Origin of the sequence: Lacinutrix jangbogonensis, from assembly GCF_000797445.1 — a bacterium.
Lineage (GTDB): Bacteria > Bacteroidota > Bacteroidia > Flavobacteriales > Flavobacteriaceae > Lacinutrix > Lacinutrix jangbogonensis.
Genome location: NZ_JSWF01000012.1, coordinates 1 through 23906, shown reverse-complemented (window position 1 = coordinate 23906; position 23906 = coordinate 1). Strand labels below are relative to the sequence as shown.

Annotated in this window: 18 protein-coding genes and 1 tRNA gene; 13 read left to right on the top strand and 6 right to left on the bottom strand. The window is 32.9% G+C overall.

Annotated features, from left to right (window positions below):
• Nucleotide 1: 1 nt before the first annotated feature.
• From RH82_RS00165 to RH82_RS17505, 6 genes are all read left to right on the top strand, one after another.
• On the top strand, nt 2-904 hold the full coding sequence (locus tag RH82_RS00165; protein WP_034057086.1) for an ABC transporter ATP-binding protein: 903 nt from the start codon (nt 2-4) through the stop codon (nt 902-904).
• Nucleotides 904-1632: an ABC transporter ATP-binding protein gene (locus tag RH82_RS00160; protein ID WP_081979141.1), complete on the top strand. Its 729-nt coding sequence runs from the start codon at nt 904-906 to the stop codon at nt 1630-1632. Before RH82_RS00165 ends, RH82_RS00160 begins: the two co-directional genes overlap by 1 nt.
• Nucleotides 1629-2735: an ABC transporter permease gene (locus RH82_RS00155; RefSeq protein WP_034057081.1), complete on the top strand. Its 1107-nt coding sequence runs from the start codon at nt 1629-1631 to the stop codon at nt 2733-2735. Before RH82_RS00160 ends, RH82_RS00155 begins: the two co-directional genes overlap by 4 nt.
• On the top strand, nt 2735-3856 hold the full coding sequence (locus tag RH82_RS00150; protein ID WP_034057079.1) for an ABC transporter permease: 1122 nt from the start codon (nt 2735-2737) through the stop codon (nt 3854-3856). Before RH82_RS00155 ends, RH82_RS00150 begins: the two co-directional genes overlap by 1 nt.
• A 71-nt stretch (nt 3857-3927) precedes the next feature.
• On the top strand, nt 3928-4245 hold the full coding sequence (locus RH82_RS17510) for a hypothetical protein (RefSeq protein WP_052158125.1): 318 nt from the start codon (nt 3928-3930) through the stop codon (nt 4243-4245).
• Between the two features lie 243 nt (nt 4246-4488).
• Nucleotides 4489-5253: a hypothetical protein gene (locus RH82_RS17505; protein WP_156112375.1), complete on the top strand. Its 765-nt coding sequence runs from the start codon at nt 4489-4491 to the stop codon at nt 5251-5253.
• 247 nt (nt 5254-5500) lie between these two features.
• On the opposite strand, the gene RH82_RS00140 is transcribed toward RH82_RS17505, so the two are convergent.
• Complete coding sequence (locus tag RH82_RS00140; RefSeq protein ID WP_034057074.1) at nt 5501-6499, bottom strand: metal-dependent hydrolase; 999 nt, start codon at nt 6497-6499, stop codon at nt 5501-5503.
• A 138-nt stretch (nt 6500-6637) separates the two neighbouring features.
• Here RH82_RS00140 and RH82_RS00135 point away from each other — a divergent pair, with 138 nt between their 5' ends.
• The 4 genes from RH82_RS00135 to RH82_RS00120 all read left to right on the top strand — a co-directional run bounded on the left by RH82_RS00135 (nt 6638) and on the right by RH82_RS00120 (nt 12658).
• Nucleotides 6638-7942 carry a TolC family protein gene (locus RH82_RS00135; protein ID WP_034057072.1) on the top strand — a complete coding sequence of 435 codons (1305 nt, stop codon included), beginning with the start codon at nt 6638-6640 and terminating at the stop codon, nt 7940-7942.
• A gap of 65 nt (nt 7943-8007) precedes the next feature.
• Nucleotides 8008-9084 (top strand): efflux RND transporter periplasmic adaptor subunit, encoded by a 1077-nt coding sequence (locus tag RH82_RS00130; RefSeq protein WP_034057069.1) that lies wholly within the window; start codon nt 8008-8010, stop codon nt 9082-9084.
• A 178-nt stretch (nt 9085-9262) separates the two neighbouring features.
• Complete coding sequence (locus RH82_RS00125) at nt 9263-12457, top strand: efflux RND transporter permease subunit (protein ID WP_034057067.1); 3195 nt, start codon at nt 9263-9265, stop codon at nt 12455-12457.
• A 15-nt stretch (nt 12458-12472) separates the two neighbouring features.
• Nucleotides 12473-12658: a YgaP family membrane protein gene (locus RH82_RS00120; protein WP_034057063.1), complete on the top strand. Its 186-nt coding sequence runs from the start codon at nt 12473-12475 to the stop codon at nt 12656-12658.
• A gap of 86 nt (nt 12659-12744) precedes the next feature.
• Here the strand turns inward: RH82_RS00120 and RH82_RS00115 are convergent.
• Nucleotides 12745-12818: transfer RNA gene (locus RH82_RS00115), tRNA-Arg, on the bottom strand.
• Between the two features lie 100 nt (nt 12819-12918).
• Nucleotides 12919-13071: a hypothetical protein gene (locus RH82_RS18700; RefSeq protein ID WP_034057060.1), complete on the bottom strand. Its 153-nt coding sequence runs from the start codon at nt 13069-13071 to the stop codon at nt 12919-12921.
• 564 nt (nt 13072-13635) lie between these two features.
• Between RH82_RS18700 and RH82_RS00105 the strand changes: the two genes are divergently transcribed.
• Both RH82_RS00105 and RH82_RS19160 read left to right on the top strand, forming a co-directional pair.
• Nucleotides 13636-15525, top strand: a complete 1890-nt coding sequence (locus RH82_RS00105; RefSeq protein ID WP_316930882.1) for an endonuclease — start codon at nt 13636-13638, stop codon at nt 15523-15525.
• On the top strand, nt 15510-15626 hold the full coding sequence (locus tag RH82_RS19160) for a T9SS type A sorting domain-containing protein (RefSeq protein WP_394330718.1): 117 nt from the start codon (nt 15510-15512) through the stop codon (nt 15624-15626). Before RH82_RS00105 ends, RH82_RS19160 begins: the two co-directional genes overlap by 16 nt.
• A gap of 73 nt (nt 15627-15699) precedes the next feature.
• Here RH82_RS19160 and RH82_RS17500 read toward each other — a convergent pair whose 3' ends face one another.
• Together RH82_RS17500 and RH82_RS00095 are read right to left on the bottom strand one after the other, a co-directional pair.
• Nucleotides 15700-17952, bottom strand: a complete 2253-nt coding sequence (locus RH82_RS17500) for a M56 family metallopeptidase (protein WP_052158123.1) — start codon at nt 17950-17952, stop codon at nt 15700-15702.
• A 2-nt stretch (nt 17953-17954) separates the two neighbouring features.
• Nucleotides 17955-18314, bottom strand: a complete 360-nt coding sequence (locus tag RH82_RS00095) for a BlaI/MecI/CopY family transcriptional regulator (RefSeq protein ID WP_034057058.1) — start codon at nt 18312-18314, stop codon at nt 17955-17957.
• Nucleotides 18315-18504: 190 nt separating this feature from the next.
• Here RH82_RS00095 and RH82_RS00090 point away from each other — a divergent pair, with 190 nt between their 5' ends.
• Entirely contained in the window at nt 18505-19443 is a 939-nt protein-coding gene (locus RH82_RS00090; protein ID WP_034057056.1) for a calcium/sodium antiporter, read from the top strand.
• A gap of 342 nt (nt 19444-19785) precedes the next feature.
• Here the strand turns inward: RH82_RS00090 and RH82_RS00085 are convergent, their stop codons facing one another.
• On the bottom strand, nt 19786-23826 hold the full coding sequence (locus RH82_RS00085) for a T9SS type B sorting domain-containing protein (RefSeq protein ID WP_081979147.1): 4041 nt from the start codon (nt 23824-23826) through the stop codon (nt 19786-19788).
• Nucleotides 23827-23906: the final 80 nt, after the last annotated feature.

Sequence of the window (23906 nt, the reverse complement as noted above, 5' to 3'; positions counted from 1 at the left end):
AATGAGTATTAGCATTTCTAACATATCAAAATCTTACAAAAAAGCAAAAGCTTTACAAGACATTTCTTTTGATGTAAAACCAGGTGAACTCTTTGGGCTTATTGGTCCAGATGGAGCTGGAAAAACAACGTTGTTCAGAGTTTTAACCACGCTTTTAATCGCAAATGAAGGTAATGCAACCGTTGCTGGTTTTGATGTGGTTGACGATTACAAAAGCATTAGGAAAAATGTTGGTTATATGCCTGGAAAATTCTCGCTCTATCAAGATTTAACAGTTGAAGAGAATTTAAAATTTTTTGCTACTATTTTCGGAACAACCATAGAAGAAAACTACGATTTAATAAAAGAAATCTATGTACAAATAGAACCTTTTAAAGATCGTCGTGCTGGCAAATTGTCTGGTGGAATGAAACAAAAACTCGCTTTATGCTGTGCATTAATCCATAAACCTAAAGTATTGTTTTTAGATGAACCTACAACAGGAGTAGATCCTGTTTCTAGAAAAGAATTCTGGGACATGTTAAAACGATTACAACAAAAACATATCACCATTTTGGTATCTACACCTTATATGGATGAAGCAGCTCTATGTGATAGAATTGCATTAATTCAAGATGGGAAAATTTTGGAGATTGATTCACCAGAAGCCATTGTGAAAAATTACACAAAACAAATTTATAATGTACGTGCAAATAATATGTACCTACTTATTAATAGTTTAAAAGAATACGAATACAACCATAGCGTATATCCTTTTGGCGAGTTTGTGCATTATACAAACAGTAGAACAGATTTTAATCCTGAAAATTTAAAGGTGTTTTTAGAATCTAAAAGTCTAATTGATATTGAAATTAAAAAAACAGTAGCAACGATTGAAGACACCTTTATGGAACTAGCAAAATAATGAGCAACGAAAAAGTCATACAAGTAGAAGGATTAACTAAAATGTTTGGAGATTTTACAGCTGTAAACGACATTACTTTTGAAGTTAATAAGGGTGAAATATTTGGATTCCTAGGCGCAAATGGTGCAGGAAAAACCACTGCTATGAAAATGCTTATTGGTATTTCTAAACCAACTTCTGGGAAGGCAAAAGTAGCAGGGTTCGATGTATTTAAACATGCAGAAGACATTAAAAAGAATATTGGTTATATGAGTCAGAAATTTGCATTGTATGACGACTTAACCGTTAAAGAAAATATTACTTTTTTTGGTGGTATTTATGGATTACCGAGAAAACGAATAAAAGAAAAATCGAATGTTTTAATTGAAGAATTAGGCCTTGAGCAGGTTGCAAACAAATTAGTTGGCTCCTTACCATTGGGTTGGAAACAAAAACTTTCCTTTTCTGTGTCTTTGCTTCACGATCCTAAAATCGTGTTTTTAGACGAACCAACAGGGGGCGTTGATCCAATTACTAGAAGACAGTTTTGGGAAATGATTTACAAAGCAGCCAACAATGGAACAACCGTTTTTGTAACCACACATTATATGGATGAAGCAGAATATTGTGATCGTGTTTCAATTATGGTTAATGGTAAAATTGAAGCTTTAGATACTCCAAAAAAGCTAAAAGAACAGTTTAAGGTTGCAAATATGAACGATGTGTTTTTAAAATTAGCAAGAGGATGAAACGTTTCAAAGGCTTTATAAAAAAGGAATTCTACCATATCTTTAGAGATAGACGCTCGTTGTTTATTCTCTTCGGAATGCCTATCGCACAAATATTGCTGTTTGGCTTCGCAATAACTAACGAAATAAACAATGTAGATATTGCTGTTTTAGACCATTCTAAAGATGCAACTACAGAAGAAATTATCAATAAAATTTCAGACTCAAAATATTTTAGTGTTAAACAAATGGTTGATCGCGAAGCAGATATTGCTTCGGTATTTAAAAAAGGTGAAGTTAAAGCCGTTTTAAATTTCGAAAAAGATTTCAGTAAAAACCTAATGAAAGACCACAAAGCAACGGTTCAGATTATTACAGATGCTACAGATCCAAATACAGCAAATACAATAAGTAATTATCTAAATGCTATTCTTCAAAAGTATCAAAAAGAATTAAATAAAGACATTACTATTGCATACCAAATAGTTCCACAAACACGTATGGTTTACAATCCAGAATTAAAGAGTGTCTATATGTTTGTTCCTGGAGTAATGACTATTATTTTAATGTTAGTTTCAGCAATGATGACTTCCATTTCCATTACCCGAGAAAAGGAATTAGGAACAATGGAAATACTATTAGTATCACCATTAAAACCAATTCAGGTCATTATTGGCAAGGTATTTCCTTACATTTTTCTATCCATTATTAACGCAGTAGTAATCGTCTTATTAAGTATTTTTATTTTTAAAATGCCAGTTCAAGGCAGCTTGTTTTTATTAGGTTTAGAAAGTATTCTTTTTATAATAAGCGCTTTAGCTTTAGGTATATTAATTTCAACTATTTCAGCAACACAACAAACGGCCATGATGATTTCTTTAATGGGATTAATGCTTCCTGTAATTTTACTATCAGGATTTATTTTTCCTATTACAAGTATGCCATTACCATTGCAAATGATTAGTAATATTATTCCTGCTAAATGGTTTATTATCATCATTAAAGGTATCATGCTAAAAGGCGTTGGACTCCAATATATATGGAAAGAAACCTTGATTTTATTGGGAATGACTGTGTTTTTTATAGCATTAAGTGTTAAGAAATATAAAATTAGACTGGAATAATGAAAACAATCTTATACATCATACAAAAAGAGTTTAAGCAAATCTTTAGAAATAAGGGCATGCTTCCTATAATATTCATTTTGCCATTATTGCAACTGGTTATATTATCAAATGCCGCAACTTTTGAAGTGAAGAATATCAAATTTGGCTACATCGATAATGATCGCACATCCACATCTAGAGCATTAGTCGAAAAATTTAATGCTTCTACTTATTTTGATGTATTAACAGATTTTCCTTCGGAAGCATTAGCAAGTTCGGAAATGCTAAAAGGAAAAGTAGATATTATTTTAGAAATCCCACACTATTTTGAACGCGATTTACAAAAAGAAAAACACAATAATTTAGGCATTACCATTAACGCAATTGATGGCGCAGCAGCTGGTGTTGAAAATGTATATGTCACGCAGGTTATTCAACACTTTAATCAACATTTAAAAGTCGATTTAGTACAAGTTTCAGACCAACAGGTTCAGCCTATAACTATAGAAACCATTCCACTGTTTTGGTATAACAAAACCTTAAATTATAAAACATTTATGGTTCCTGGAATACTAGTTTTATTGGTAACTATGATTACACTTTTCCTTTCAGGAATGAATATTGTACGCGAAAAAGAAATAGGAACTTTAGAACAAATAAACGTCACACCCATTAAGAAAAGTCAGTTTATTATTGGAAAACTCTTTCCGTTTTGGGTTATAGGAATGGGCTTATTAACTGTTGGATTACTATTAGCAAGACTCATATTTAATGTTCCTATGATTGGTAGTTTATCATTGATGTATTTATACACGTCCATTTATATTTTAGTGATTTTAGGCATAGGACTCTTCATTTCAAATTTTACAGACACACAACAACAAGCCATGTTTATCGCTTGGTTTTTTAAGGTTATTTTTATTTTAATGAGTGGATTATTTACACCAATTGAGAGTATGCCAAAATGGGCTCAAATATTTACCGAGTTTAATCCAATAAAATATTTTGTAGAAGTCATGCGAATGGTCATGCTAAAAGGCTCTGGATTTACAGATATTCTTCCACAACTACTAAAAACATTGTTATATGCTGTAGTTATGAATGGTTTGGCTGTTTGGAGCTACAAGAAGACTAATTAACCTTGTGTAACATTAGATACATTTTAAGCTTTTTATTAATTCTAAATTTGTTTTATAATTAATAATACTCAATGAAAACAAATACAATTTTTTCGTTTTTTATCGCTTTATTTATAATAAGCTGCAACTCTGCTCAAGAACAATCTATGGTCAAAATTGAACCATTAACAATTACAGATGCACCAGGAGTACACTCATATTCGTTAGGGAAAACAAGTGATGGAAAATGGTTAATACTAGGAGGCAGAATTGAAGGACTTCATAAAATGAGACCTTTTGAAGCCTTTAGACAAAATGAGAATAATAAAAATGTTTTCTTAATAGACCCAGAAAACAATAAAACCTGGAGTACAGATTTAAGCGTTTTATCTCCTTCTATTTTTGAGTAATTACAAGCTACAAACCAAGAATTTCATCATAGAGAGAATACATTATATGTTATTGGTGGTTATGGTTACAGTGAAACTGCACAGGACCATGTTACATACAATAATTTAACAGCAATAGATATTGATGGCTTAGCAGATGCAATTATCAATAAAACCAGCATTACTCCTTTTTTTAGACAAATAAGCAATGATAATTTAGCTGTAACAGGTGGACAGTTAGGGTACTTAAATAACACCTTTTATTTGTGTGGAGGACAATATTTTGAAGGAAGATACAATCCAATGGAACCAGATCACGGACCAGGGTTTATACAGAATTATACAGATGAGATTAGAAAATTTGAAATCCGTGATGACGGTATTAATCTTTCAATAAACAATTATTCTGCCACTAAAGACCAAAAAAACTTACATCGAAGAGATTATAATATGGTGCCTCAAATATTCCCAAATGGTGAACAAGGCTTTACAATTTTTAGTGGCGTTTTTCAATACGATGTTAATCTCCCATGGTTAAACTCGGTAGATATAAATGAAAGTGGTTATAAAGTAAATAATGAATTTCGTCAACTTCTCAGTCAATATCATAGTGCAAAAATCCCTATGTATGATTCTAAAAAAAATGAGATGTACACCATCTTTTTTGGTGGCATGAGTCAATTTCAGTTTAATGAAGCTGGTGCGTTAGTTCAAGATGACGATGTTCCTTTTGTTAAAACAATTAGCATGATAGTAAGACATGAAGACAGCACTATGGTAGAAAAAAATTTAGGCGTAAAAATGCCAGGATTTTTAGGGTCTGCAGCAGAGTTTATTCCTATAAAAAGTCAAAACATGTATTTGGAAAATGATATTTTAAATTTCAATAAGCTAAAAAAAGGAAACAATCTAGTCGGTTATATTTATGGTGCCATTGAGAGTACAAAAGAGAATATTTTCTTCAATAATAATGGAAGTCAAAGTAAAGCTAGCAGTAAGGTTTTTAAGGTAACTATTTATAAAAATTAAAATAATTAGATGATCAAAAATACAAATCAAAATATCAAAAATTTAAAACGATGAATCCAGTCATTCAGTTTTTTAAATTCATTTATTTAAATATAAAAATAATGAATGTTGTAACTGAAGATCACGGAGACACGAGAAAAGTAAACTGATGTGGTTATCAGTTTTGGTTAGTTAGTTAAAGGCATTTATAAGAAATTATAAGTGCTTTTTTGTTGTCAGTTATCTTACAACTATTCTACTTCTATTTTTAATTCCCTTTTAAGCGCAACCACAATTGAGATAACAACTTTTTTCCATCACGATTATCTTTAGGCGCCTCTACAAATTGAACATTTCCAAAACCATCTCCTTCTATTTTATACTTAAAAACAAAGTTTTGAGCTTTTGGTTCCAAACTTAAAAGACCAAAGCGTAAATCGTTAAAATAAAGACTCCCATTTTCTTTCGCTATTGTGTACCATCCTTGAGAGATAGAAATCATCCGCTGTACATTTTCGTGATTAACAAGATTACCTAATAGCTCATGGTTTTTAGGATAAGATTCAAAAGTTATTGGTTGCGTATCAAAAAATGAATAATTCCCCAATAAATAAGCATCTTCTGTTTCAATATTAGCACTCCAAAGGATTGTGTTCATTGGAGAAGGTCTAGTATCTAATTGCAAATACTCTATGTTTTGAATTTCTAAAGCAGATTGAAATTGAATAAACGCAATCCATTTTAAAAGAAATGTAAGCACTAAATAACTTGAACTCACCATTAAGCCTATTCTATTATAAAATTGACGCTTTTTAGACGTTCGCTTTTGTCGCATAGCCAAAACTAAAAACATTAAAAAAGGCAAAGTATAAAGCGGATCGATAACAAAAATGGTTTTAAAAGCCAATCTTAAATCAAAAGGCCAAAATAATTGTGTTCCCCAAGTAGTATGCGCATCTAAAATAGGATGTGTTACAAATGCCCAGAAAAACAACCAAGACCAACTTTTAAAATTTCTAAAAGTTTCATAACGCGACACAAGCCAACCAAGTATGGGCGCAAAAAGCACAGAAAACACAATAGAATGTGTAAATCCACGATGAATGGAAAGTGCTGTAACAGTATCTGTAAAGTAAGAAGCAAAAACATCAAAATCTGGAATAGTTCCAGCAATAGCACCATAAAGCATAGCCTTATTTCCAACTTTATTACCTAAAACAACCTCTCCAACTGCTGCTCCTAATATTATTTGAGTAAGTGAATCCATAGTGTTCTACAAAAGTAAATCATGCAAACCAAAAAACATACTATACTTTCTTATAAGTGCCCTTTTTGGTTGGTAACTTTTGTTACTGACTTCTACCTTTCTTAAGTATACTTTTGTAGTATCAAATTATTAGTTTAAATGAAAAACCCTTTTTATATACCATTATTACTCTCAGTTTTTACTTTATCCGCGCAAGCGCAAGAATTGGTTCCAATTACAAAAACAGAAGTCTTATCTAAAGTCTCCGAAAACAACACTAGCATTAAGATTTCTGAAGAAGAGTTTAAGCAAGCTAAAGCAGATTACAAACAAACTAGTGCTGTGTTTCTGCCAAACATTACAGCTAGTCATACTGCAATGGCAACTACAAATCCGTTAATGGCTTTTGGGTCTAAATTAAATCAGGAAATTTTAACTCAAAGCGATTTTAATCCTGCATTATTAAATGATCCTACTCAAATTGAAAATTATGCTACAAAGTTTGAGATTTTGCAACCACTTATAAATTTAGACGGTATTTATCAACGTAAAGCTGCTAAGTCGAAAATGGAAGCCATCTCTTTAAAAACAGAACGCACACAAGATTTTCTAGCTTTTGAGGTTGAGAAAGCATACATGCAGTTGCAATTAGCCTACAAAGCTGTTGCTGTTTTAGAAAAAGCGTTAACGGCGGCTAATGCTAATCAAAAATTAGCAGATAATCGTTTTAAACAAGGGTACTTACAACGTGCAGATGTTTTGAATGTTGAAGTACGCGTAACAGAGGTGCAAAACCAGTTACAAACAGCAAAAAGTAATGTGCAAAATGCTTCAAATTATTTATCTTTTTTAATGAATGACGAGTCCTATGTGATATACACACCAACAGATAGTTTGGAAGTTTCAAACGTTACAATTGAAGACAAAGTAATCTCTGAAAACCGTTCAGACATCAAAGCAATGCAACTAGCTTCAAATGCTTACGAAGCTATCACCAAAGCTGATAAAATGGCTTTTTTACCAAGGCTAAACGCTTTTGGAAGTTATGAACTGTATGATGACAAAATTTTTCAAGGTGATTCTAATGGCTATCTTTTTGGAGCACAATTAAGTTGGGATATTTTTCAAGGTTCTAAGCGTTTTGGAAAAGCACAAAAAAGCAAATCGAAATTCGAACAATCTAAATTAGAATACAAGCAATATGTATCTAAAAGCAATTTAGAATTAAATAAAGCAAAACGTGCTTTTTTAGATGCTAAAAACAAATTAAAACTAACAACTTTAGCATTAAAACAATCTGAAGAGTCTTTAAGAATTAGAACCAACAGATTTAAAGAAGGTTTAGAAAAAACATCAGATTTACTAATGGCTGAAACACAATATTCGCAAAAACAATTAGAGTATTACCAAACCATATTTGAATACAATTACACACAAGCGTATTTACAATTTTTAACTAAATAATAAAAGAGAAACAAGATAATAGAACCAAGAGCCAAGACAAATATTCTTGCTAAAAAAAATATAAGATGAAAAAAATATATACAATTGTTACACTTTCTGTGGCTTTATTATTAGCGAGTTGTGGTAGCGAAGATAAAAAATTAGTTGAGGGCAATTCGCCAGCAATAAGTGTAAAAACAAGCAAAGTAGTTGCCAATAGTAACAGTCCGTTTTTAAGCGTTAGCGGAAAAATTCAAGCAACAAATAGTGCAGATTTAAGCACCAGAATGATGGGTTACGTTAATAAAATACACGTCAATGTTGGAGATAAAGTGCGCAAAGGACAATTATTAATGTCCATAAATAATTCTGATCTACAAGCAAAACGTGCTCAAGTAAATGCAGGAATTACAGAAGCTACTGCTGCTTATAATAATGCTCAAAAAGACTACAAACGCTTTAAAAACTTGTTTGCTGATAATAGTGCATCGCAAAAAGAAATGGACGATATGACTGCTAATTTTGAAATAGCAAAAGCACGTTTAGAATCTACAAACCAAATGAAAAACGAAATTAATGCACAGTTTGTGTATAGTAATATTACAGCACCTTTTAACGGAACAATAACTAGTAAAAATGTTGAAGCTGGAAATATGGCAAATCCTGGAATACCACTAATAAGTATTGAAACTCCAGGTGATTTTGAAGTGATGGCAATGGTTCCAGAAACAGAGATATCTGAAATCAAACAAGGGACTACAGTTGATGTTTTAGTAAAGTCCATTAACAAAACTATTAAAGGAAAAGTGACAGAAATTAGTACATCTGCCAAAAATACAGGAGGACAATATTTAGTAAAAATAGATTTAGACAAAACAGATGCAAATATTTTATCTGGAATGTTTACAACGGTTCAGTTTCCTGTAGAAAGAAAAGCAAAATCAGAACTCGTTCTAATTCCAACTGAAGCAATAGTAACCAAAGGACAATTATCTGGGATTTACACAGTAAGTCAAAGTGGAACAGCATTATTACGTTGGTTGCGTTTAGGTAGAACTTTTGGAAATCAAATAGAAGTATTATCTGGTTTAAATGCAGATGAAGCCTACATTGTTTCTGCCGAAGGAAAATTATTTAATGGAGCGAAAGTTAGTGTTCAATAATTAAAAAGTTCCGTTAAGGATAGAAACGGCATCCTTTTTACGTCAGTTCGAGTGCATTTGCCTTAGCAAATTTGTATCGAGAACAAGTAAAAAGATATAGTGGATAGCCTGTTAAAACGGCCAAAAAAATACAGAATTGAGATTCTCACCTTCGTGGGAATGGAAAAAAAATAATGCAATGAAAGAAGGAATCGCAGGAAAAATAGCCAAAGTCTTTATGCAATCGAAGTTAACAATATTGTTAATGATTGTGTTTATGGTCGTTGGAGTCTATAGTTCGTTTTTAATTCCGCGTGAGGAAGAACCACAAATTGATGTGCCAATGGCAGACATTTTTATAGGTTATCCTGGTGCAAGTCCTACTGAAGTAGAATCACGTGTGATTAAGCCATTAGAGCAATTAATTTCGAATATTAAAGGCGTGGAATATGTGTATTCTACATCTATGAAAGAACAAGGAATGGTTATCGTACAATTTTATGTTGGCGAAGATATTGAGCGTTCTTTTGTAAAATTATACAACGAAATTAATAAGCACATGGACGAAATGCCAGAAGGCGTAACGTTTCCGTTAGTAAAAACACGTGCTATTGATGATGTCCCGATGTTAGGCTTAACATTGTGGAGCGAGAATTATGATGATTACCAATTAAACCAAATGGCTCAAGAGCTTGAAGCTGAAATAAAAAAGGTAAACGATGTAGCGATTACGCATAAAATTGGAGGAAGAAATCGACAATTACGTGTGGTTTTAGATAAAGATAAACTAGCATCAAGCGGATTAGATTTCTTGTCTGTTTCTAAAATGATTACATCAAGCAACAGTCAAATGAGTGCTGGAAGTTTTGATAAAAACGATACCGAATTCCTGATAAATACTGGCAAGTTTTTAGAATCTGTTACAGATGTTGAAAACTTGGTGGTTGGTGTACAACAAAACCAGCCTATTTATTTAAAGCAAATCGCAGAAATTATTGATGGTCCAGAAATACCTCAAAACTATGTGAGTTTAGGGTTTGGAAAAGGAAGTATAAAGTCTTCAGATTATAAATCGGAATATCCTGCTGTAACCATTTCAGTTGCAAAAAGAAAAGGTGCAGATGCCATGAAAATTGCTGAAATCATTATAGATAAAGTAGAACATTTGCGTGCTACTTTAATTCCTGACGATGTACATGTTGAAGTTACTAGAAATTATGGAGAAACTGCATCCAATAAAGTGTCCGAATTATTGTGGCACCTCATAGGCTCCATCTTTGCAGTAACTCTGGTTGTAATGTTGGCGATGGGCTGGCGTGGTGGATTGGTAGTGTTTTTATCTGTTCCAATTACGTTTGCATTAACGTTATTGAGTTACTATATGATGGATTATACGTTAAACAGAATCACATTGTTTGCTTTGGTATTCGTCACAGGAATTGTAGTAGATGACTCTATTATTATTGCCGAAAACATGCACAGGCATTATAAAATGAAACGCTTGCCTTTTAAACAAGCAGCCTTATATGCCATTAACGAAGTTGGAAACCCAACAATTCTAGCAACATTTACTGTCATTGCATCTGTATTACCAATGGCTTTTGTATCTGGACTGATGGGACCATATATGGCACCAATGCCAATTGGAGCGTCAATTGCAATGATTTTATCCCTATTTGTAGCCTTAACCATTACGCCGTATTTAGGTTATATTTTTTTAAGAGAAAAAGATAAAAAAGGAGCAGAAAACAAACCGGAAAAAGCTGTAGAAGACACACTTATATATAAAATCTACAACCAATTTGAACGCCCTTTATTAGAAAGCAAAAGAAAACGTTGGTTGTTTTTAATAGGAACTTTTGTGGTATTATTGGCAACAATGGTCTTATTTTTCACAAATTCGGTTGCTGTAAAAATGTTGCCTTTTGATAATAAAAACGAATTTCAAGTAGTAATTGATATGCCAGAAGGCACAACCTTAGAACGTACCGGAGTTGTAACTCAAGAGATTTCGCAATATTTAGCTACACGACCAGAAGTTGTAAATTATCAAAACTATGTTGGTACTTCTGCTCCAATAACATTTAATGGTTTGGTACGTCATTACGATTTACGTGGCGGTAGTAATATGGCAGATATTCAAGTGAATTTAATTGATAAAGGTGAACGTGATATTCAAAGTCACGGTATTGTAAAATTATTACGACCAGATATTCAAAAAATTGCTTCAAAATACAATGCTAATGTCAAGTTGGTTGAAGTACCTCCTGGACCACCTGTATTATCGACTATTGTAGCAGAGGTTTATGGTCCTGATTATAACGAGCAAATTAAAATAGCAAATAGCGTTCAGAATATTTTGAAGAATACAGATGATGTTGTTGATATTGATTGGATGGTGGAAGACGATCAAACTGAATATCAATTTGACATTAATAAAGAAAAAGCAATGTTATATGGTGTTGCTCCACAACAAATTACCTACACCATGAATATGGCATTATCAAACAGAGCAATCACCAATATATATAATGAAAATGCTGTAAACCAAATTGGATTAGTATTGGCTTTAGATGAAAAGGAGAAATCGACAATTTCTGATATTTCGCAATTAAAAGTAAAATCGAAACAAGGAAACATGGTTCCAATTGCAGATTTGGTAGACATTACAAAAACTACAGCTGCAAAAAGCATTTATCGTAAAAACCAAAAACGTGTGGTTTATGTCATGGCAGATATGGCTGGAGCATTAGAAAGTCCTGCTTATGCAATTTTAGGAATGGAAGAAAAGTTGAAAGAAATACCATTACCAAAAGGTTATGAGTTAAACGAAATGTATTTGGGCCAGCCAGATTTTGAAGATAACTATACTGTAAAATGGGATGGAGAATGGCAAATTACTTTAGAAGTATTTAGAGATTTAGGTATTGCCTTTTTAGGCGCTATTATCTTGATTTACATTTTAATTGTTGGTTGGTTCCAAAACTTTAAAGCTCCAATTGTAATGATGGTTGCAATCCCTTTATCCTTAATCGGGATTATTCTAGGGCACTGGATTATGGGAGCCTTTTTTACTGCAACTTCGTTTATTGGAATGATTGCTTTAGCAGGAATTATGGTACGGAATTCGGTATTACTAATCGATTTTATCAACCTAAGAACAGCCGAAGGTGTGCCACTTAAACAAGCAGCAATTGAAGCAGGAGCAGTACGTACAACACCAATTTTATTAACAGCTGGAACGGTTGTAATTGGAGCATTCGTGATTTTATTTGATCCCATTTTCCAAGGCCTAGCGATTTCATTAATGGGTGGAACTATTGTTTCCACAGTATTAACCTTATTGGTTGTGCCATTAGTATATTATATGATTGAAAAGAAGAATTATAAATAATTAAAACTAATAAAAATGTTAAATAAGTATTTTAGAGTTATCGTCGGTATAATGGTACTATTAAGTGCTGTACTAAGTGTTTATGTGCATCCAAATTGGATATGGTTTACCGTTTTTATTGGCGTAAACTTAATACAGTCTGCTTTTACAAAATGGTGTTTATTAGAAACTATATTAGTGAAATTGGGAATTAAAAAATAAAGAGGTTCTTGTTCTTTTAGGTAATAAATGAAGGCCTATTTCATGTAAAAATAAAAAGTCTGCACATTTCTGTACAGACTTTTTTGTGACCTCGACTGGATTCAAACCAGTAACCTCTTGAGCCGTAATCAAGTGCGCTATTCAGTTGCGCCACGAGGCCATTTTGTGGGTGCAAATATATCTTTTTTTTATATAATGGTCAAGATTATAGCATAAAATAATAAACTTAAATCAAATGAACTTTAAAATGATTGATATAATTAATCTAATGCATTTTTGGTGACGTATAACTTCCAACCAAAAATAGCCATCTGTACCTTTGTGGCTTTACTTAAATCTAATCTCCTCTTTGTATAGCTTGGTAAAATTAATTTATTCACTTTAGCAAGTATTTTAAACGTTTGTTTCTTCATAATGCATTGAAAATAATCTACCGTTATTAGGCTTCAAAATTATACTATTAATTAATGTTTGCCAAATACTGTTCTTATAAAAAAAAGTTAAAACTTATTCTAGACTAAGTTTTACAAATTTTTTATAGAAATATCCATAATATAATATCGATAATAATTTTGGCAAGTGCTAGCATAATATTTAGGTTTTAAAGGTTAATAATAACTGTATTTTCTTGATTGTTTTTTGAAGATATATTTTTTCAATATTAACCACCAAAGAAAATATCATAAATTAATACAACTGACTTTACTTTTATAACAAAATAAACGCATATGCTTTCGATATTAAACTAAATTTCTTTAAAAAAGTTTCAATTACTAACCAAATCAAACATTTTACCCATAAATACAATACAGTTGTAGAGCCTTTTTGTAGAGGTTTTTTTAAACCAAGGGCGTTTTCATTTAAAAAAGCATCACATTTCATGTTTTCATTAATCTAAATTTCAAAAAAGTTAAATAATCCTTCAAATTGATTCTGATTAAGTTATAGTCTTATATTTGCCAAAAAAAATAGTACCTATGAAAAAACATTACCAATGTATCCTTTTATTGTTTTTGTGCAATATTGCTTTTAGTCAAGATGTAGTTATTAACGAAATAGATTGCGACACACCGAGCACAGATACGAAAGAATTTATAGAATTAAAAACTCCAAATCCAAATACAAGTCTTAACGGCTATGTTTTAGTATTATATAACGGTTCTAATACAAGTAGTACAGGAGGTAAAAGCTATTATGCTCTAGATTTAGATGGATTAACTACAGATATTAATGGACTATTTGTTATCGGTAGTGATTTAGTTACACCTTTTCCACAGTTGCTCTTCAGTCAGAATCTTATACAAAACGGTCCAGATGTTGCCGTTATTTATCAAGCAGACGCCACAGACTTCCCAGATTTAACTAATGCGACCATAGCCAATGTGGTAGACATCTTAGTTTACGAAACTAACGACCCGGATGTTACAAATCTACTTGAATTCTTTAATGATGCTCCCGGTTTTGAATTACTAGAACAAGTAAATGATAATGGTACAAATGCAAATCCTAAATCCATTCAGCGTAATAATGATGGAACTTACTTTGCTGCTACTCCAACGCCAAGACAATTAAACGATGGTAGTGGAGTTATTTTTAATCCAATTACAATTTCTGTAACACAAACACAATATACCGAAGGCGAAACGTTAGACATTACCTTTACTTCAGAAACCAATGTAACTGCAGATGCTACAATTAATTTTACGTTAAATAATTCGGGCTTTAATACTTCGGATTATACAGGAAATACAACTGTTGTAATTCCTAACGGACAAAATACAGTAACAACAAGTATTACTTTGGTAGATGATACATTAGATGAAGGTGATGAAGAACTTCTTATTAAATTTTTTAATCTAACTTCTCCTTACATCCCATTTAATAATTTTATAACAGTAAGAGCTGTCGATAATGATTTCGTTGTTGCTCCTTATGGAAAACCAACGAGTCCAACTTATGGCATAGTAAGCAGTGCACAGCCAACTGGATATTACGACACAATAGATGGATTATCAACTGACGTAAACTCTAGTTTACGTAATGCGCTTCAAGACATCGTAGCAGACCCTGCAACGGTTAAAGCACAAACCTATGCAGATGTTAATACTATTTTAAAAGATGCAGATGTTAATCCAGAAAATAGCAATCAAGTCTGGCTAGTTTATACTGAGCAAGGCAGAGCTAAACTAGACATACAATCTTTAGGGAGTAGTGTTGGAAAATGGAATAGAGAACATACTTTCCCAAGTTCTAGAGGTGGTTTTGAAGAAATTGAAGGCAGTGAGATTGCAGATGGTATTAATGTTTTTTGGGCTACCGATGCTAACTTTCTAGATCACGCCTATTCCGACGCACATGCTTTAAGAGCAGCAGATGGGCCAGAAAACAGCTCTAGAAACAACCAACATTATGGCCAATACAATGGACCAACTGGTAATGCAGGAAGCTTTAAAGGAGATGTAGCTAGAAGTGTTTTATTTTTAGACATTAGATACAACGGATTAGACATTGTTAACGGTTTTATAAACGCAACTAACAATGGATTATTAGGAGATTTAGCGACATTATTAGATTGGCATAGAAACGATCCACCAGATGATTACGAAATGAACAGAAACAACGTCGTTTATACTTGGCAGAATAATAGAAATCCTTTTATAGACCATCCAGATTTGGTAGAATATATTTGGGGAGTTAACGTTGGCGATACTTGGGATAATAGTTTAAGCGTTACAGACTTTTCTACCGAAAGCATAAAGGTCTATCCAAATCCAGCAACCAATAAATTATTTATTTCTGGCACTAAACAACAGTATGATATTTCTGTTTTTTCTTCTGAAGGTCGCTTGGTATTAACAAAAAAATAGAAAATAATAACTTTATAGATTTAGAACTAGCAAGTGGCTTATACTTAGTTAAAATTGAAGCTGGAGCCGAAAGCATAATGAAAAAGATTATTATTAATTAATAATATATCGTTAAATCAAAAAACAAACTCAATGAAGTCAGTTCTTTTGTTTTAAACGAAGTTATATTGACTATTATAAATTACTAGAAGTTACAATTAATTTGTTCTCCTTTTTGCCAAACATAATTTTTGATATTCCATTATTAACTTTAAAAGTAGCACTAGATTTGTTACCATTATTGTCTGATAATGCTATTTTAATACTTGTTATTTCACCAGACTTATTACGTCTTAATTTAGAATATTTCACCGCAATACCAAGAGTCTTTAATTCAGTTTTATAGTGCTCTAAAATTGATTTAGGAGTTGTTTTAGTAATGTAAAACGTGTTGCTGTTTTTAGAAACATCTTCATCGGCTATAAATGACACCTTTGTTAACTCTAATTTCCCAGGATTCTCATTTTTAGTCGTTACAATAATAACACCGTTTTTACCATCTTCTCCGTAAAGACTTGTTGCTTCTTTAGTTTTTAAAACATGCATTGCGCCAATCATGCTGTGATCCATAGCATTTAGAACATATTGATTAGATTTTTTTCCATCAATAATTAGTAATGCTTTATTTCTATTAGAGCTATTGGTATTAAATTGGTTTATTATAAAAACCTCATTTTCTTTTTCAGAATCACTGCCAGTTATCATTCCTTTTATTTCCGAAACCTCATACTGAATTTTCCATGGGTTCTCTTTTTTAGCTTGCTTGTAATTAGATTCTTTTAATTCGTTTTTAGAAACATATACTGTATTTCCATTATTAGACAAAACATTTGTAATGTTGTTATTATTTTCAGTAGTAATTACAACAACACCATCCTTTCCTTTCTCACCATATTTTTCTCTGGCTACTTTGCCTTTTAACACGTTTACAGAGACAATTTTTTCGGCAGTTATGTTCGTTTCAATTTCTTCTACAATTATTTCATTTACAATATACAATGGTTTACTGTTGACTCCTACAGCGTGTAGTTCGCTTTTTATATTATCAACTTCTTCAGTTACTATTTCGTAGTTATGGCCACCATTCTCCTTATTATTACTAATTATTTCTATCTTTATATTGTCGCCAGAACCTTGTGTGTGAATGGTACTTGTCCTAGCTGTTTCCTTTTTTACAGGAAGTTTATCTGTAATAACACCTTTTTCTGTTGCGCGCATTATAGCATCTTGTTTTTCGTCTCCAAAAACAAGTTCTCCATTTATAATTTTTATAATAATTTTTTCAATTGGGTTACTAGCTTTACTCTCATAAGTAACGTTACGATTATAGCTTGTGTTTCCTTCCAATTTTGTTGCAATAGAAAGTGTTGTAATCTCTCCATTAGCGTTTCTCTTTAAGTTTGAAAAACTAATTTTCAAACCATCTATTTTTGCCTCTAACTTGTTTTTTATGTTTTCAAGTTGCTTGTCTGAAGCTTTTGAAGATATAATAAAGACTTCGTTTACTATTCCTAATTGTGGCGTTTTAGCCTTAACTACGTAAATTTCTTCGACATTAAAACTCATTAAAAAAAGTGCTAAAAACGGAAGTACAATAATTAGTTTTAATTTGCTGCGTTTTTTTGATTTCGATTTTTGTAACATAACAATTCGTTTTTTGATTAAAGATTGATAAAAATCATTTGATAGTGAGATTCGATTTTGACTTAAACTCGTTTTCAGCATAACGGTTTGATAGCTTTTTGAACATTCTATTTCACGTTGTGCTTCTTGATCTGCAATAAACTCCAAGTTCTGTTGTAATTCTTTTTTATATAACCACGTAAATGGATTAAACCAAAAGAAAATTGTTGCTAACTGCGCAATAATAACATCTATAGAATGAAGTTGTGTGGCATGTGCTTTTTCGTGCGAAATAATGTGTTGCAACTCATTTTTAGAAAAAAGTTCTGAGTTGTAGACGATACGATTAAAAAACGAAAAAGGAGTAGTCTCTTTATCCGTCTCAATAAAAACATAGTTCCCATTTCTAATATTTTTGTTGCTCTTAAAAAGAGTTTTTAAAGAATATAATTGAATTAATAGTTTTGCAAATAAAAAGACAACCCCAATACTATAGATATAAGTTAGTAATGAGAAAAAGTTAAAATGATACTCTGAAGTTTCTACTTGTTGAGTTGTAATGCCTTCAAATTCAGAAAAATTAATTGGAACTGGGACATATTCTATGTAAATAGGAATAATTAATAAAGGTGAAAAAATAGCAAAAAACAAACCTATTAGTAAAAACCATCGATTAGATTGAAAAAAGGTTTCGCCTTGTAAAAAAACCTTATAACATAAATAAAATAAAGTAATAATTGCTGAAGCTTTCAAAAAGTAATCCATAATTATTTTTTATTTTCAATTAAATTTATAATCTCTTTAAGCTCTGCAATGCTAATCTTTTCTTCTTTTGCAAAAAACGACACAACATTTTTATAAGAACTATTGAAGTAGTTGTCTATTGCAGTATTCATAAAGCGTTTACGATAGTCTTCTTTTTTTACAATTGGAAAATATCGATGTGTTTTTCCAAAAGCCTCATAACCAACATAACCTTTCTCCTCAAGGTTTCTAATCATTGTAGATAAGGTATTGTAATGTGGTTGGTCTTTTTTTATTTCAGCCATTACATCTTTTACAAAAGCATTTTCAAGCCTCCATAAAATACGCATAACCTCTTCCTCTCTATTGGTTAATTTTTGCATAATTTTTTCATAATTAGTATCGCACCACAAACATAACTAAAAAAATAGTTATGCAACTAAAAATATAGTTTTTTAACTATTTTTTTAGTTTTTAAAGAAACAATAAAAGACAATAAATTGTAAATAACTACAAAAACAGAATCGTTAAATCAATAATCAAATGTCTTATATTCGCATAAATTTTAATTCAATGAGCATACTTTGGGTAGTCTTGGGTCTAATACTTTTAGTTATAGGAGGCGATTTTTTAGTTAAAGCATCAATTGCCTTATCTTTTAAAATAAATATTTCCAAAATGGTTATTGGTATGACGGTGGTCTCTTTTGCAACTTCAGCACCAGAATTATTAGTAAGTCTACAGGCAGCTTTAAAAGGCTCTCCTGCCATAGCTTTAAACAATGTCGTAGGCTCAAATATTGCCAATATCGGATTAGTTTTAGGCGTCACTGCCTTAATTGGACCTATTACTGTAGATAAATCTTTTTACAAGCTTAATTGGCCTATAATGCTCTTCTTTTCTTTTATGCTATATTATTTTCTTGCTAATGATAATATGCTAACAAACTTAGAAGGTTTAATACTATTTTGTAGCTTAGTTGTATTCATAGTTATCATCATTAAGAATTCTAAATCAGATACCGATTCTAGCGATGTTAGCGATGACCTTGCTACTGTAACTAATTACAAAATTATTACTTGGTTACTTATTGGTGCAGTAGCATTATATTTCGGTTCTGTTTGGTTAGTGGATGGAGCAAAAAGTCTTGCCCAAACTTTAGGAGTTAGTGATGCCGTAATTGCTGTAACCGTAATTGCTATTGGTACAAGCGTGCCAGAATTAGCGGCTTCCATTATTGCTGCTGCCAAACAAGAAAAGGCATTATCATTAGGAAACTTAATAGGGTCCAACATTTTTAATATTGGTTCTGTTTTAGGGTTAACATCAATTATTAAAGCCATTCCTGTTACCGATGAAAAAATATTAGGTAATGACATTTTCTGGATGATTGGATTTTCAGCCATTCTATTACTGCTAATATTAATCCCTAAAAGAATGCAAATAAGCAGATACAAAGGTTTGCTTTTAGTATTAGGCTATTGCTTATTCCTATACTTATCTTTTAAATAACACCAGTTATGAAGTAAAATGAGGTCAAAATAATTTGAATTATTAAGCTTATTTTATTTGTTAATTGATAAGCCTATTATTTTCGGCGTTACCAAGCCATACTAAAAAGCATCATCTTGGTCAGACTATCCTCTATATTTTTTTTTATACGACTTAACGCGGTTCACCATCTTATTAACCTAAGGACATATATTTAAATAAGCAATAGCATTAGAAAAAAAAGGATGCCGCTTCCACCCTTAACGCGTGCTCATTCAAATAGCTCACATTATTCTTTTAACTAAAAACGCCCGAACATTAGTTCAGGCGTTTTTGGTTAAAATATTACTTGTCTTTCTTTCTCTATCTCTTCAACGTAAAGTGAGCACGTATCGATTTCTTCTCGTCTGTATTTGGTTCTCTATATTCTAATGTAAACCAGTAGTCGCTTGTTGGTACTGGATTGCCATTATAAGTACCATTCCATCCTGCGCCTGTTGGGCTTAATTGTTTTAGTAGCTTTCCATAACGATCGAAGATGTAAATCACAGCATCTGGTTGGTTACCAATAGCATATATATTCCAAGTATCATTATAACCATCACCATTTGGTGTAAAGTAATGTGGGTAATCCATAACCATAATAGTTATTGTACTTTCTCCACAACCTATCCTATCTCTTACTGTTATGGTGTGCTGTCCTGCTGCAACATCTGTAAACGTGTACATACTATCGTTTGGCTCGTTGGTTTCCCAACTACCGCCATCTAGACTAAACTCGTATATTGCTATGGAGTTGTTTGTAGCATCGCTTGCACTTGCTGTTACTGCAATATCGTGTTGGTCTGCAAAGGCTAAGCTTGTTACTTCTGCATCTATTACTGGTGGCTCGCTTACTGTTACAAAAGTGTCTACTGGTATACTTGCACATCCTGTAGCATTATCTGTAGCTATAACACTATAAGTACCGCCGCTTGTTGGCGCTATACTTGAACCTGTTTCACCTGGTAATACTGTGCCTTCTAATGACCATACAAAAGTATATAATGTAGCATCTAAGCCTGTGTCTATTACTGGCGAATTTATAATTTCTGTACCATTAGTATTGATACATAATAAATACTCAGCCTCTAAAGTAAAGGATGGCATTGGATTGACTTGTAGGGTGATCTCTGCTGTTTCATAACAGGTAGAACTGTCTTGTTCATTGTCTATTACGTTATCACCATTAAGATCTACATAATCTGCTATGCCATCACCATCGATATCGACTTGGTCAATCAAGCCATCTCCTGTGGTATCTGTTCCATTTGAGGCGCCATCTCCCGTAGTATCAATAAGATCAAAAATACCATCTGCATCTGTATCTATAGTATCTATATCGCCATCGTTATCAAAATCTATTCCTGTTGTACCTAAAGCGACTAAATCTATTGCCAATGGTCCTACTCCTATAATATCATTATCCACTCTTGCTATTATTACTTGTGGATTTACGGTATTTGTATAGGTAAATGGTAGCGGATTCGTTGCTGCGTCTGCGTCTGCTTGATTGTCGTAATACGTCACTGTATAGTTTGCTGCATCTTGACCATCTAGCACAAAATCATTTTGTGTTGTAAGGTCGAATGCTACAGTATCATTCGTAGTATCATTATCAAACGCCATAGTATCATCACATGCTTGGTAGAGTATTGCTACACCATCTGAATTTGCTTGTGCTGCTTCATCTACTCGTAAGTCGAAGGTTAGTACCGCTGTATCACATCCTGTTATTGTGTTGGTGATGTTTACATAAATAGTTTGAGGATCACTGGTGTTAGTATAATCTCCACTTACCGTTAAGTCGTTCATTGCAGTGTCTGCTTCTGCTTGCGTTTCATGATAAGTTACAGTGAAGACTGTTGCGTCTTGTCCGTTTAATATCGCAGCTGTCATGCTTGTTAAATCGAAGTCTGCAATAGCATCTGTATTGAGTTCACAAATCACATAATCGTTTACTGGAGTCACTACTGGTAATGGATTTACAATCACATCGAAACTTACCAAACTGTAACAACCTGTACCACCTAATCCTGTTGGGTCTGTACCATTGGTAAGACGTACATAAATAGTTTGTGGTGTTATGGCTACGCCTGGATTTGCAGGATCTTCATTGGTATGCATGCTTGGATCTACTATTTCATTGTTAGCCATTATAGCATCGTCTTGTGTGATATAGTAACTTGCGGTTACACCAACTTCGTTATTGAGAATAAAAGCTTCGTTTTCTGTTAAATCAAAAACTTCTAACAAATCATTTGGACCTACAACATTTATATCGTCACACAGTTCTAAATCTACTGGATTTGGACTTGGTGATGGATTTGGGATCACTCTAATAGTAACCGTTGTAAAGCTAAAGCAGCTGGTGTCGTTATCGGTTACACGTACATATAATGTTTGCGGACCTGCCATAGTATTTGTATAGGCTGTTGGGTCTGGAATAGCATTAGTATCTGCTTGTGCATCTGCTAGGATTTCATAATACGTAACAATCCAACTCACATTCAATGGACCTGTAATCTCAAGGTCTTCTACCGTTAAATCGAAACTTGTTGTGCCATTATTGGCTTCCATATAATCAGCATCTAAATCGTCACATTGCGTTAATTCATTATCGTATGCAGGATCAAGTACTGGTGGAAATTCTACTCTTATCTCGAATGTACCTGTTGTGGTTACACAGCCATTAGTATTGCTTACTAAACGAATGTAAATGATTTGTGGATTACTTGCATTAGTATAGTTTGAAGTGTTTACTATTGGATTAGTACCAGCGTCTGCTTGTGCTTGCGTTAAGTGATAGCTTAAAGTAAAGTCTGCTGCTGTTTGTCCGCCTGATAAAATTTGTGGTGTAATAACAGCATCGAAATCGAATTGGTTAAAACCATCGGCATCATCATCACAAACAACATAGTCTTCAATAGCTATTGGTACTACTGGTGATGGTAATACTTCTAAATCCATAGTAACAATAGTAAAGCAACTTGTAAGATCGTTGGTTACTAATACGTGTATGATTTGTAGGTTTGCTACAATATTGGAGTATGGACTTACTAGTGGATTGGTCATACTCATCGCATCTGCTGCTGTTTCGTAATAAGCAGTTGTAACATTTGGTTCTCCGTTTTCTATAATTACCGATTGGCTGTCTAGATCGAATAGATCATAGAATCCATCATTATCATCATCACAGGCTTGTAATGGTGCTGGTATCGCTGGTGATGGTAATGGATTGACTCTTAAATCTAAGGTGATCGTACTTACGCAGCCTGTAGTATTGTTTGATGCCCTTACATAAACCGTTTGTGAGTTTACTGTATTGGTGTACGGACTTGCTATTTGTACTGCAGTGTCATTAGTATCTGCACCTAATTGTGTACTAAAATAGGTTAAACTAATACCTGTTTGACCGTTTAGTATTTGTGCATTGGCATCTTCTAAAGTAAAGGCTTCTACCTCATCGCCAGGATTAGTAACATCACAAAGCACTAATGGTGTTGGTTGTACTAGTACTGGTAATGGGTTTACTATTAATTCTAAGGCTACTGTTTTATAACAACCTGTACTATTATCTTCTACACGCACCCAAATGGTTTGTAGGTCCATAGTTGTGTTTACATATGCATTTGGAGTAGTGATAGGGTTGTTTGGTGCTTCAGCATTAGCCATATTCTCATAATACGTAATGGTGTATAATAATGGGTCTAAATCGTTAGACGTATCTGTGTCTAATAAGTTTAGAATCTCTGGTTCTTTAGTTGATAAATTGAAAACAGCAAAGCCATCGGCATCATTATCACAAACTTCTAAGGGTGTTAAATTAGCAGCTGTTGTAATTTGTGGTGTTGGATTTACAGTAAGAACTAATGCTACAAAAGTAGCGCAGTCGGTTGCAATGGTTGAACTCTCTACTCTTACGTAAATGGTTTGTGTATCGACTACAATATTATTGTATGGACTAGTTAATGCATTAACATTATTGCCTGCATCTGCCATAGTTTCATGGTAGGTTACGGTAAGTCCTGCTGCGCCTCCTGTGATTTCTAATGTTGTATCTGAGAGTGTAAAGACTCCAAAACCATCACTGTCTGGATCGCAATCTACTAAGGGCGTTGGTGTAAACGCTATTGGTGCTTGCTCCACTAACAAGTCTAAAGTTGTAGTGTCAAAACAGCCGGTAGTAACGTCTTCGACGCGCACAAATATGGTTTGCATATCTGCTGTTGTATTGGTATATAGATTTGGAAGTGCATTGGTTTCTGCGTCAGCATTTGCTTGGTCAATATAATAGGTTACCGAATATGCTGGATTACCACCTGAAATCTCGTTGTTTTTCAGGGTTAAATCAATGAGTGTCATGCCGTCTGGTGTGCCATCATCACAAACTTCTAATGGTGTTGGGATGACTAATACTGGAAGTGAATTAACAACTAAGTCGA